Source organism: Caballeronia calidae, assembly GCF_900044055.2.
Classification (GTDB): domain Bacteria; phylum Pseudomonadota; class Gammaproteobacteria; order Burkholderiales; family Burkholderiaceae; genus Caballeronia; species Caballeronia calidae.
In genome coordinates this window covers 49073-60399 of record NZ_FCOX02000002.1, presented here as the reverse complement: position 1 = coordinate 60399, position 11327 = coordinate 49073, and the positions used below count along the sequence as shown (strand labels likewise).

The 11327-nt window shown below is 64.3% G+C and carries 9 protein-coding genes and 1 pseudogene; 5 read left to right on the top strand and 5 right to left on the bottom strand.

Translation table 11 applies throughout. From position 1 onward, the window contains the following. Positions 1 to 6 precede the first annotated feature (6 nt). From AWB78_RS02450 to AWB78_RS02435, 4 genes are read right to left on the bottom strand one after another with little or no spacing between them, the layout of a single operon-like run. A complete protein-coding gene (locus AWB78_RS02450) occupies positions 7 to 960 on the bottom strand; it encodes an efflux RND transporter periplasmic adaptor subunit (RefSeq protein ID WP_062601877.1) in 954 nt (317 codons plus the stop codon). After that, on the bottom strand, positions 957 to 1166 hold the full coding sequence (locus AWB78_RS02445; RefSeq protein ID WP_061159180.1) for a DUF1656 domain-containing protein: 210 nt from the start codon (positions 1164 to 1166) through the stop codon (positions 957 to 959). Before AWB78_RS02445 ends, AWB78_RS02450 begins: the two co-directional genes overlap by 4 nt. A 34-nt stretch (positions 1167 to 1200) precedes the next feature. Continuing rightward, positions 1201 to 3309 (bottom strand): FUSC family protein, encoded by a 2109-nt coding sequence (locus AWB78_RS02440; RefSeq protein ID WP_062601875.1) that lies wholly within the window; start codon positions 3307 to 3309, stop codon positions 1201 to 1203. A gap of 4 nt (positions 3310 to 3313) precedes the next feature. Beyond that, positions 3314 to 3823, bottom strand: coding sequence for a MarR family winged helix-turn-helix transcriptional regulator (locus AWB78_RS02435; protein ID WP_062601872.1), 510 nt, complete (start codon positions 3821 to 3823; stop codon positions 3314 to 3316). A 142-nt stretch (positions 3824 to 3965) separates the two neighbouring features. On the opposite strand from AWB78_RS02435, the gene AWB78_RS02430 reads away from it, so the two are divergent. The 5 genes and pseudogenes from AWB78_RS02430 to AWB78_RS02410 all read left to right on the top strand — a co-directional run bounded on the left by AWB78_RS02430 (position 3966) and on the right by AWB78_RS02410 (position 10397). Then, entirely contained in the window at positions 3966 to 4727 is a 762-nt protein-coding gene (locus AWB78_RS02430) for a YoaK family protein (RefSeq protein ID WP_062601870.1), read from the top strand. A 53-nt stretch (positions 4728 to 4780) separates the two neighbouring features. Beyond that, positions 4781 to 5943: pseudogene (ampC, locus tag AWB78_RS49675) on the top strand (class C beta-lactamase). 10 nt (positions 5944 to 5953) lie between these two features. Beyond that, a complete protein-coding gene (locus tag AWB78_RS02420; protein WP_062601868.1) occupies positions 5954 to 6847 on the top strand; it encodes a LysR family transcriptional regulator in 894 nt (297 codons plus the stop codon). Positions 6848 to 6940: 93 nt separating this feature from the next. Beyond that, positions 6941 to 8902, top strand: a complete 1962-nt coding sequence (locus tag AWB78_RS02415; RefSeq protein ID WP_062601866.1) for an aconitase family protein — start codon at positions 6941 to 6943, stop codon at positions 8900 to 8902. A gap of 52 nt (positions 8903 to 8954) precedes the next feature. Beyond that, positions 8955 to 10397 (top strand): MFS transporter, encoded by a 1443-nt coding sequence (locus AWB78_RS02410; RefSeq protein ID WP_062601864.1) that lies wholly within the window; start codon positions 8955 to 8957, stop codon positions 10395 to 10397. A gap of 6 nt (positions 10398 to 10403) precedes the next feature. Here AWB78_RS02410 and AWB78_RS02405 read toward each other — a convergent pair whose 3' ends face one another. Further along, positions 10404 to 11309 carry a LysR family transcriptional regulator gene (locus AWB78_RS02405; RefSeq protein WP_062601857.1) on the bottom strand — a complete coding sequence of 302 codons (906 nt, stop codon included), beginning with the start codon at positions 11307 to 11309 and terminating at the stop codon, positions 10404 to 10406. Positions 11310 to 11327: the final 18 nt, after the last annotated feature.

Below are 11327 nucleotides of genomic sequence, written 5' to 3'. Positions count from 1 at the left end.
TGCCGTTCATTGCGATGCGCCCGACACGCTGGAGGTCGGCGCAGGCGCGGACGCGGGCGACGTTTCCGACGCCGCGCGTCTGCCGATCTTCGGCCCGATGCCGCGCACCGATACCGTCGCCGTGCGGCCCGCGATCATGCGGAAGTCCGCGGGAATTTCATCGAGCGTCACGCGCACGGGAATGCGCTGCGCGAGGCGCACCCAGCTGAACGCGGGGTTCACGTTCGGCAGGAGGCTCGGGCTTTGCTGGCGGTCGCGATCCTCGATCGCCGCGACGATGCTCTGCACATGGCCGCGCAGGATGTTCGGCTCGCCCATCACCTGAATATCGACGGGCTGGCCGATATCGATGCCGCGCAGCTTCGTTTCCTCGAAATAGCCATCGACGCGGAACGAATGCATGTCGACGACCGAGAGCACCGCGCGACCCGCCGCGACGTACTCGCCGGCGCGCGGCGCGCGATCATTCAGATAACCATCGACGGGACTGAGTACCTCCGTGCGTTGCAGATTGAGGCGCGCGGTATCGATCGCGACTTCGGCATCGGCGAGCGCGGCCGTTGCCTGCTCGACGCGCGAATGCGTTTCTTCGACGATCTCACGCGCGACGAGATTGCCGAGCGCGCGATTGCGGGCATCTTCACGGCGCGCCTGGTCGAGCGTCGCGCGGCGTTGCTGCGCGGTGGCCTGCGCGTTGCGCAATGTGAGCGCATAGCGCGCCTGATCGATCACGAAGAGCACGTCGCCTTTCTTGACCTGCTGATTGTCGACGACCTTCACGTCGGTGATGAGACCGGACACGTCGGGCGCGACCTGGATCACATCGGCGCGCACGTGGCCGTCGCGCGTCCACGGCGCGAACATGTAGTAATCGACGAGCTTCCACAACACGACCGCCGCGATCGCGACGACGATGAGCGTAAGCAATATCTGCCCGAGAGAGAACCAGGTTTTTTTCACGAGATGAGCCGCTGCGAAACGATGACGACAACGCCCAGCACCAGAACATAAATGCCGAGATCGAAAATGGAACGGTGCCACACGAAACGATAAAAGCCGACGCGTGCGAGCACGGTGCGGATCGCCAGATTCACGAGGTAGGCGATGAACATCAGCACGAGCACGGCGGGCACGAACACGCCGAGAATGTCGATTTCGCCGATCATGTGTGGCGTTCCGATGAATGAAGAGAGACGAACATCATGCCGGCTCCGCGCGCGGTGGCGTTCCGTTGGCGGTGTCAGGCTGCGCCTGCGTCGCGGGCGGATGCAGCGACAGACGCATGCCGACCAGCGCATGCAGCGTATCGCGCAGCCATTTCTCCGCGACGACATCGTTGCCCGGCGATTGCGCGATCGCGCGCGATGTGACCTGGGCGCTCGTCGCATCGATGCGGCGGATCAGTTCGGGCGGCACGGGCTGGCGCGTGCGTCGCGCGATGCATTGCTCGAAGTAGCGGCGCAACGCGTCGAGCACATCGTCGATCGAAGTCTGCAACTCCGCGGGAAGCTTGGAGCGCGTGCGGCGCAGATCGAGCGCATTCAGCGCGACGCGAAAATCGCGGAAGCTTTCGATCGACGGATGACGATGCGAGTCCGTCGCCGCATGACGCGGCAGCAATTGCATCAGACGGTCGAGCATGCGCGCATAGAGATTGCGCTGATCTTCGATGACGGCCGCAGTCGACGCGCTCAGCACGATATCCGCCCACGCCGAACGCGTGAGACGCTCGGCAGCGAGCTCCGCGCCGAAGGGGCGCGTCGTGCGCGTCCACAGATAAGCGAAGAGCAGGCCCGCGACGCCCGCGAGGTTGCTGTTGAGAAACACGAAGAAGTTCGCTTCGTACGCGCTCTGAATGCTGATGAACGTGGCCGTGTTCACCGCGACGAGCATGGTGACGAGACTGAAGCGCGGGTTCGTCGTCAGCGTGCCGATGACGAGGAACGGTCCGGCGAAGATCACGACGAGCATCGCGAAGTCATGCACGTTGGGCAGCACGACGAACACGTAGAGCCCGGCAAGCACCACGCTCATGCACGTTGCCACGAAGAACTTGAAGAGCTGCGGCGCGGGTTCGTCGAGCGCGGCGAAGAAGCAGCAGGACACGCCGGCGAGCGCCACGGCGGAGGCGCCGTCGTTCCAGCCCGACTCGATCCACAACCCGCACGCGACGATGATCGCGCTCACCGCGACGGCCGTCGAAAACAGCATCATGCCGCGATCGAAGAAGCGCGCCGTGCCGCCGAGACGCCAGTGCCGAAAGTGCGGACGCCATTCGCTCGACTCGTTGAGGATGGCCGCGCGCAGCGCGCGAATGTCCTGCCAGACGTCGATGACCTGGCCGAGACGCCACAGCGCATTCGACAGCAGCGCGCCGTCCATGGTCGCGAGCGCTTCGACCGACGGCCGCATCGCCGCGATGCGCTCACGCAGCGCGTCCGGTTCGGGTGCGTTCTGCACATCGACTTCGCTGCGCGGCACGGGCGCGCTCACCCATGCCGCGACATCCCTGAGCAGCGCTTCCAGCCCTTCCGGATGCTTGCCGTGCTTGTCGATCAGTTCGATCAAGGGATCGGCCATCGATGAAATCAGCGGCAGGAAGATCTGCATGCGGCCCTGCAACGCGCGGGCACGCCGGACGATGTCGGGCCGCGTGTGATCGTAGGTCAGCTGGCTCAGCAGAAGCTCCAGACCGTTGACGGTCGACGCGAGCCGCTGGCGCGCCGCCGAGATCGATGCGCCCGCGATATGCCCCGACAGCGTCTCGCTCGCATAGAACGCGGCGTCGCGGAACCATGCGTCCGTTCGTGCGATGAGCGTGGGCGCGAGACGGCTGGGAAACACCACGCTGCCGACGATGCTCGCCGCCATGATGCCGAGCAGAATCTCCTCGGTGCGCGTGATCGCGAGATCGAACACGCTCGCCGGATTGGTCACGGTGGGCAGCGCGATCAGCGGCAGCGTGTAGCCCGCCAGCAGAAACACGTAGCTGCGCGCGGTGCGATCGAACATCGAGAGATAGAGCAGCGTGCCCGTCCACAGCGCGACGATCACGCTGAACAGAAACGGCGATTCGACGAAAGGCGGCACGATGAGCACGGCGCCCGCCGCGCCGATCATCGTGCCGAGCGCGCGATAGAGCGCCTTCGAGCGCGTTGCGCCGACGAACGGATTCGAGACGATATAGACGGTCGCCATCGCCCAATAGGGGCGCGGCAATTCGAGCGCGAGCGCGATATAGAGCGCGATCATCGCGGCGGCGAAGGTCTTCGCGGAAAAGAGCCACTCGCGCGCGGAAGGGAAGGGCATGGCGCTATGCTCCGCGCTTTCCGGCGGACCGGGCCGGCTTCGCGGTTTCGCCGACCGCTTCCAGGGCGGCGAGCAGCTTCGCATCCGGCGACGCGCTGAACGCGTTGAGCACACGCAGCGTCGTTTCCAGATCTTCGCGGGACACGCCCTTCAGGAGCCGCGCGCGCAGCGTGACGAGGCGCTCTTCCATGCGTGCGGTGACGGCACGGCCTTCATCGGTGAGCGTGATGGTCTTGGCGCGCTTGTCTTCGGGATCTTCGTCGCGGCGCACGAGGCCGGCCGCGCAAAGCTGATCGAGCAGCCGCACGAGCGACGGCCCCTCGATGCCGACATGCTCCGCGAGCGTCACCTGACGCACCGCTTCGCCGAGCCGGTTGGCCGTGAGCAATGGCACGGCGCATGCTTCCGACACGCCATAAGAGGCGAGCACGCCGTGGCTCGTGCGACGCCAGCGTCGCGCGGCCAGCACGAGCGTGCTGCTCACGGAGCGGCGCAGTAAGTCGAGTTGAGTCATGCGGCGGGATTATAACGAGAAGCTCATTCGTTAGCATCCTATCGACTTATGTTTTTTCTTTCAGTTTGCGTACGTCGAAGGGCGGCCGGGCACGCAAATTGTCGTGCTATCTTTTCGGCTCGACCATCTCGCGCGCGCTGCCATGCCGATCACCTATCTTCGAGGACTGACCTCGCCGAGCCGCACCGATTCCGCCAACCGGCGCCTGGGCTGCGCGCTCGCCTTCGTCGCGGGCGCGGCCAACGCGGGCGGCTTCCTCGCGGTGGGCCAATATACGTCGCACATGTCGGGGCTCGTCTCGTCGATCGCCGATAACCTCGTGCTCGGCCAGATGGCATTCGTTTTTTCCGCGATCGGCGCGGTCGGCGCGTTTCTGTGCGGCGCGGCGACTTCCGCGATGCTCATCAACTGGGGGCGGCAGCGGCGCGCGCATAGCGTGTTCGCCACGCCGCTTCTGCTCGAAGCGCTGCTGCTGCTCGTCTTCGGCGTGCTCGGCGCGAATCTGGAGGCGCATCGCGTGTGGGACGTGCCGCTGACCGTCGCATTGCTGTGCTTCGTGATGGGCCTGCAAAACGCGATGATCACGAAGATCTCGAAGGCCGAGATCAGAACGACGCACGTGACGGGGCTCGTCACGGATATCGGCATCGAGATCGGCAAGAGTCTGTACTGGAACCGTGGCATCGCGCGCGATGACGCCGGTTATGTGCGTGCCAATCACGCGCGTCTCGCGCTGCTGAGCTCGCTTTTCGCGATGTTCATCGCCGGCGGCTTCGCGGGCGCGATCGGCTTCGCGCATCTGGGCTTCGCGACCACCGTGCCGCTCGCCGCGCTGCTCTTGCTGTTCTCGTCCGTGCCGCTCGCGGACGATCTCGCCGCGGGCAGGCGTCGCGCGCGGCACTAGCCGGCGGTCTCCTTCCAATCAAAGCAAATCAATCAAAGCGAAGGATCGATTCGATGAAGTTTCGTGCGCCGGTTATTTTGGCGGCAGCCATTTTTTCTTTCGGCGTCATGTCCGGCGCCGCGCATGCGGAAGATGCAACGGCGATCAGGGCGACGGTCGATCAGACCATCGAGCCGCTGATGGCGCAGCACGGTATCGCGGGCATGGCGGTGGGCGTCGTCGTGAAGGGCGAGCCTTATGTGTTCGATTACGGCGTGGCGTCGAAGGCGACGAAGCAGCCCGTCACGCGCGATACGCTCTTCGAGCTCGGCTCGATCAGCAAGACATTCACCGCGACGCTCGCGTCCTATGCGCAAATAGAGGGCGATCTCTCGCTGAGCGATCCGGTGAGCAAGCATCTTCCGTCGCTTGCGGGAAGCGAATTCGGCAAGGTGACGCTGCTCGATCTCGGCACGCACACACCGGGCGGTCTGCCGCTGCAAGTCCCCGATGATGTCCGCAACGAAGAAGAACTGATGCAGTATTTCAAGACGTGGCGCGCGGCGCAACCGCCCGGCACGATCCGCACGTATGCGAATCCCGGCATCGGCACGCTCGGTTTGATCACGGCGAAGAGCATGCGGCAGGACTTCGACGCGCTGATAGAGACGCGCCTTTTCCCCGCGCTCGGCCTGAAGCGCAGCTATATGAACGTGCCCGCGTCGAAGCAGCGCGACTATGCGCAAGGCTACGCGAAGGACAATGCACCGATCCGCATGAAAGGCGGCGTGCTGTCCTCGGAGGCTTACGGCGTGCGCTCGACGGCCGCCGACATGACGCGCTTTCTGCAGATCAACATGAACATGGTCCCATCGATCCGGTGTTCCAGCGCGCCGTCGATGCCACGCATACCGGCTATTTCAAGGCCGGTCCGCTGACGCAGGACCTGATCTGGGAGCAGTATCCGTATCCCGTCGCGTTGCAGTCGTTGCTGGATGGAAACGCGTCGTCGATGATCCTGAACGCGACGCCCGTCACGCGTATCGATCCGCCGCAAGCTCCGCGCGATGACGTGTGGATCAACAAGACCGGCTCGACCAACGGCTTCGGTGCGTATGTCGCGTTCGTGCCGAAGGAGCGCGTGGGCATCGTGATGCTGGCGAATCGCAACATCCCGAACGAGGCGCGTGTGAAGGCCGCCTATGCGATCATCACGTCGCTGGCCGGCGCACGATAGATAACGCGCGATGAGAATCGATCCCTACAGTCTCGAGCTCTTCATCTCCGTCGTCGAGGAGGGATCGATCGCGCGCGCCGCGAGCCGCAGCCATATCGCGCCGTCGGCGTTGAGCAGGCGCATCGCCGATCTCGAAGCGGCCATCGGCGTCGCGCTTCTCATTCGCTCGCCTTCGGGCGTGCAACTGACCGAAGCGGGACAGCATGCGTATGCGAGCGCGCGTTCCATTCACGGCCAGCTCGAAAGCATGGCGCGCGAAGTTCAGTCGATGAGCGGGCAGATCGCGGGCGTCGTGCGTCTGCATGCGAATGCATCGGCCATCGTGGGCTTCTTGCCCGAACGGCTCACGTTGTTCAAGGCGCGTTATCCGCTCGTCGAGATTGCGCTGACCGAGCAGATCAGCGATGAAGTGATCCGCGCCTGTCTCGACGATCGCGCGGACGTCGGCATATCGGCGAGCAGCAAGACGCCTGCGGGCCTGGATTCATGGCACTTCGCCGACGATCCGCTGATGGTCGTTCTGCCGCCCGGTCACGAACTCGCGCCAGCCGATGTGTTGAGCTTCGCCGAAGTCACGCGCTTTCCGCTCGTCGCGTTGCAGGCGGGCGGCTCGCTCGATCAGACCTTGAAAGAACGCGCCGACGCCGCGCGCCTGCCGCTCAACATGACGGTCACCGTCAACAGTTTCGACGCGCAGTGCCGCATGGTCGAGGCGGGGCTGGGTATCGGCATCGTGCCGACGAGCGCGGCGTCCGCGTTCGCGGGCTCGCGCAACTTCGTGCGTGTTCCATTAGGCGAGACCTGGGGCAGCGGCCGATGCCTGCATGTGCATGCGCCGCGCAAGTCGTCGCGTCTGAAGGCGGTGCAGGCGTTGATCGATACTCTCGTCGATAACAAGGGTTAACGCGGACATCGCATCTCGCGATACCCCCCGTGTCGAAGCAACACTTCGTGCACGCGCGTGTGTGCGTCTAGATTGACATCGAAGGAGAATACGATGGCCAATCTGGATGTGAGCGGGCGAATCCTGTTTCTGTGCGCCGACCCGGCGAAAGTCGAGCGTCAGCTCGCGGGCGAAGATCTGACGCTCGATGAAGCGGGCGCGCTGCGCGATGACGTTTCCACCGACGAAATCACGCCGATCAGCGTGCTCACGCGCTTCGACGAGCGGCTCGGCCAGTGTCCGTATGTGGGCTTTCATGCGGGCGGCCGCAATCCCATCGCCCATGACGCGGTGCGCGCGGGCGGCTTTCGGGTGACCGTCGCGGGCAATCGCTACGGCAAGGGTTCGTCGCGCGAACATAGTCCGCTCGCCGAATATCGCGCGGGCATTCGCCTCGTGATCGCGCGCAGCTTCGAGCGCATCTATCGGCAGAACGCGGACAATCTCGGGCTGTTCACATCGACGGATTTCGGTTTGATCGAGCGCATCCGATGCGGCGAAGCGATCGATATCGATGAGCTCGTCGCGGGCCGCGATCCGTTGGCCGCCGCGATCCTGAAGAGCGGCGGCCTGCTTCGCTACGGCAAGTTGCATATGCAACGAGTACATGTCGGCGCAGCATCGAGCGATGACACGCCGCGCACGCTCGTCGAAAAGATTCTCGCGCGCCATGCATTGACGACCGATGTGACGAACGCATCGCTGGAACCGGGCAACGGCATCTTCGTGCGCGCGGACTGGCGTTTCGTCCACGAGTACTACACCGGCATGGCGGCGCACATGCTGCACGCGACATTCGGCCGTCCTTTGACGCTGCACGAGCCGCGCAGCATGCTCGCGTTCGAGGATCATCTTTCGTATTCGCATCGCAGCGAACTGCATATCCGGAACGGCCTGCTGCCGAACGTGCGCGAGTTGTCGGAGGCGCATCGCGCATTCGCGCGCGACTATGACGTGCGCAATCACGGCTATCTGAACGAAGCCGAAAGCACGACCGATGAAGGCTCGGAAGGCATCTCGCACGCGATGATGGCCGAGCGTTATGCGTTGCCTGGGCAGGTCGTCGCCGGAACGGATTCGCATACGCCGCATAGCGGCGCGCTGGGCTGCGTCGCGTTCGGCGTCGGCACGACGGACATGGCGAATGCGTTCGTGACCGGTGCGGTGCGCATGACGGTGCCGCAGTCCTTGCGCATCGAGTTGCACGGGCCGATTCCGGCGGACGTGACGGCGAAGGACATCGTGCTGCATCTTCTGGCCGATGCGCGCATTCGCGCCGGCGCGGGCGTGGGCAAAGTATTCGAGTTCGCGGGCACGGCCATCGCGAGCCTTTCGACCGACGAGCGCACGACGCTCACCAACATGACGGCCGAACTCGGCGGCTTCACCGGCATCGTCGCGCCCGACGATGAAACCGTGCGCTTCCTGAAGGAACGTCGCGGCATCGACTTCACGATCGAGCCGTGGATGCGCAGCGACGAAGGCGCGCGCTACGCCGACGTGATCGAGATCGATTGCGCGCGTCTCACGCCGATGCTCGCGGCGCCCGGCGATCCGGGCAACGGCATCGCGCTTCAGTCGCTCGATGACCGGCCGCGCATCGATATCGCGTACGGCGGCTCATGCACGGCGGGCAAGCGCGAGGACTTCGATCACTATCACGACGTGCTTTCGTGGGCCGCCGCGCGTGGCCTGCGCGTGCCGGACAACGTGAAGCTCTATCTGCAATTCGGCACGCAGGACGTGCGCGACTATTGCATCGCGCAAGGCTATGTCGATGCCTTCGAGCGCGTCGGCGCGATCCTGCTTCAGCCTTCGTGCGGTGCGTGCGCGAACTGCGGACCGGGGTCATCGACGGACGCGGCGCAGATCACCATCAGCGCGATCAATCGAAATTTTCCGGGCCGCTCGGGTCCGGGGAAAGTGTGGCTCGCGAGCCCGCCCACCGTCGCGGCGAGCGCGCTTCTGGGCAGCATCGCATCGTTCGAGGAATTGCAGCAGCGCTTCATGAAGTAAGCAGGATCGAGCCGCCATCGATGCGGCATCAAAATACATACAGGAGACAGCAATGGCCATCATGCAGGGCACCTCGCATCTGCACGACGCCGCAGGCGTCGCGCTAACGGACGCGCCCGCCGTCGCGGATACGGCAGGAATCTCGGCACGACTCGACCGGCTTCCCGCGACGCGCGCGGTGTGGAAGCTCGTCTTTCTCTTGAGCCTCGGCTTCTTCTTCGAGCTCTACGATCTGCTCTTCACCGGCTATATCGCGCCGGGGCTCGTGAAGAGCGGCATTCTCACCGCGACGACCGCGGGCCTGTTCGGCACGACGGGCGTTGCCAGCTTCATCGCCGCGTTGTTCTGCGGGCTGTTCATCGGCACGATCGCGTGCGGCTTTCTCGCGGACCGCTATGGACGCCGCGCGATCTTCACGTATTCGCTGCTCTGGTATGTCGCCGCGAATACGGTGATGGCGTTTCAGGACACGGCGCACTGGCTCAACTTCTGGCGCTTCGTCTCGGGGCTCGGCATTGGCGTGGAGCTCGTGACCATCGGCACGTACATGTCGGAACTCGCGCCGAAGCATCTGCGCGGCAGGGCGTTCGCGGTATGTCAGGCGATCGGCTTCTCCGCCGTGCCCGTGGTCGCGTTCCTTTCGTATCTGCTCGTGCCGCGTGCGCCGTTCGGTTTCGACGGCTGGCGCTGGGTCGCGCTGGCGGGCGGCGTGAGCGCGCTTTTCGTCTGGTATTTCCGCCGCAATCTGCCGGAGAGCCCGCGCTGGCTCGCGAGCAAGGGCCGCGTCGATGAGGCCGATGCGGTCCTGCGCAAGCTCGAAGACAAGGTTGCACTTCAATACGGCAAGCCGCTGCCCGCGCCGGGGCCGTCCGATCCCATCGCGAGGAAAGCTGGTTTTGCCGATATGTGGAAGCCGCCGTATCGCAAGCGCACGGTGATGCTGATCATCTTCCATATCTTTCAGACGGTGGGCTTCTACGGCTTCGCGAACTGGGTGCCGACCTTGCTCGTCAAGCAGGGCGTGACGGTGACGTCGAGCCTGCTCTATACGACCGTGATCGGGCTGGCCGCGCCCATCGGACCATTGCTCGGCTACTGGATCGCCGATCGTTTCGAGCGCAAGCATGTGATCGTGTTCATGGCGGGCGTGAATATCGTCGCGGGCTTGCTGTTCAGTCAGACGTCGGCGGCCGCGATGATCGTCGTGCTCGGCATCACGCTCACGCTCGCGGGCAACATCATCTCGTTCACGTATCACACGTATCAGCAGGAGCTTTATCCGACGTCCATACGCGCGCGCGCAGTGGGCTTCGTCTATTCATGGAGCCGCTTGTCGGCGGTGTTCAGTTCGTTCGTGATCGCGTTCGTGCTGAAGGAGGCGGGCGTGACCGGCGTGTTCGGCTTCATCGCCGGCGCGATGCTGCTCGTGATGCTTTCCATCGGTTTGATGGGACCGCGCACGCTCGGCCGATCGCTCGAAAGCATTTCTCATTGATCGAATCTAAGCGCCGCACGCGTGAATCAGGAATTGCTGCACGGCGGTCGCAGGGGCGTCCAGCACGGCGCCCTTGCGCCAGATCATGCCCGCTTCCATATGAGGAATCGCATCGTTGACGGGCCGCGCCTCGATGCGCTTGCCTTCGAGCGACCACGGCCGAAACACCATATCCGATAGCACGGTGACGCCGAAGCCGTGCGCCACCAGTCCACGCAGCGCCTCCATCGAACTCGTGCGAAACGCGATGTTCGGTTCGAGGCGCTTCTTGTGCCAATAGCGCATCGTCGATTGCTCGCCTTCGTCGACCGTAATCAGAATGTACGGATGGGCGGCGATGTCCTTCAGCGACACCGCATGCTGCTGTGCGAGCGGATGCGAAGGCGCGACCCACAATTGCCGCCGCGATCGCATCAACACCTGACTGTCGAAACGCTGCGGACGCTGCAGGTTCGATAGCAGCACGACGCCGATATCGACATCCCCATTCGCGACCGCTTCCTCGATCTGCGGCCGTTCCATATCGCGCAGATCGAAATCGATGAACGGATACGTCGCACGAAAGCGCGCGAGCAGTTCCGGCAAAAAATACCCGAGCACCGTATAGGACGCCGCGATGCGCGCGACGCCGCGCATATCGTGTGCGCGAAACGGCGGCATGTGCATCGCGTCGCGGGCGGCGTCGAGCACGCGGCGCGCGTGGTTATGAAAATCCTGGCCATCGGGCGTGAGCGCGACGCCTTGCGGCATGCGCTCGAACAACTTCGTGCCGAGCGCGCTTTCGAGTGCCTGAACTGCATTCGTGATCGCGGATTGCGATACGTGCTCGTTCGCCGCCGCCATGGAGAACTGGCCGGTTTGCGCGGCGGCCACGAAATAGCGCAATTGCCTGAGCGTGAGATCGAAGGCCATCTGATTTTCGAATACCAG

Excerpts from the sequence above, each read along its gene's own strand:
- AWB78_RS02405 (WP_062601857.1), bottom strand. The coding sequence starts at position 11,309 with ATGGCCTTCGATCTCACGCTCAGGCAATTGCGCTATTTCGTGGCCGCC.
- AWB78_RS02415 (WP_062601866.1), top strand. The coding sequence starts at position 6,941 with ATGGCCAATCTGGATGTGAGCGGGCGAATCCTGTTTCTGTGCGCCGAC.
- AWB78_RS02445 (WP_061159180.1), bottom strand. The coding sequence starts at position 1,166 with ATGATCGGCGAAATCGACATTCTCGGCGTGTTCGTGCCCGCCGTGCTC.
- AWB78_RS02420 (WP_062601868.1), top strand. The coding sequence starts at position 5,954 with ATGAGAATCGATCCCTACAGTCTCGAGCTCTTCATCTCCGTCGTCGAG.
- AWB78_RS02440 (WP_062601875.1), bottom strand. The coding sequence starts at position 3,309 with ATGCCCTTCCCTTCCGCGCGCGAGTGGCTCTTTTCCGCGAAGACCTTC.
- AWB78_RS02435 (WP_062601872.1), bottom strand. The coding sequence starts at position 3,823 with ATGACTCAACTCGACTTACTGCGCCGCTCCGTGAGCAGCACGCTCGTG.
- AWB78_RS02430 (WP_062601870.1), top strand. The coding sequence starts at position 3,966 with ATGCCGATCACCTATCTTCGAGGACTGACCTCGCCGAGCCGCACCGAT.
- AWB78_RS02410 (WP_062601864.1), top strand. The coding sequence starts at position 8,955 with ATGGCCATCATGCAGGGCACCTCGCATCTGCACGACGCCGCAGGCGTC.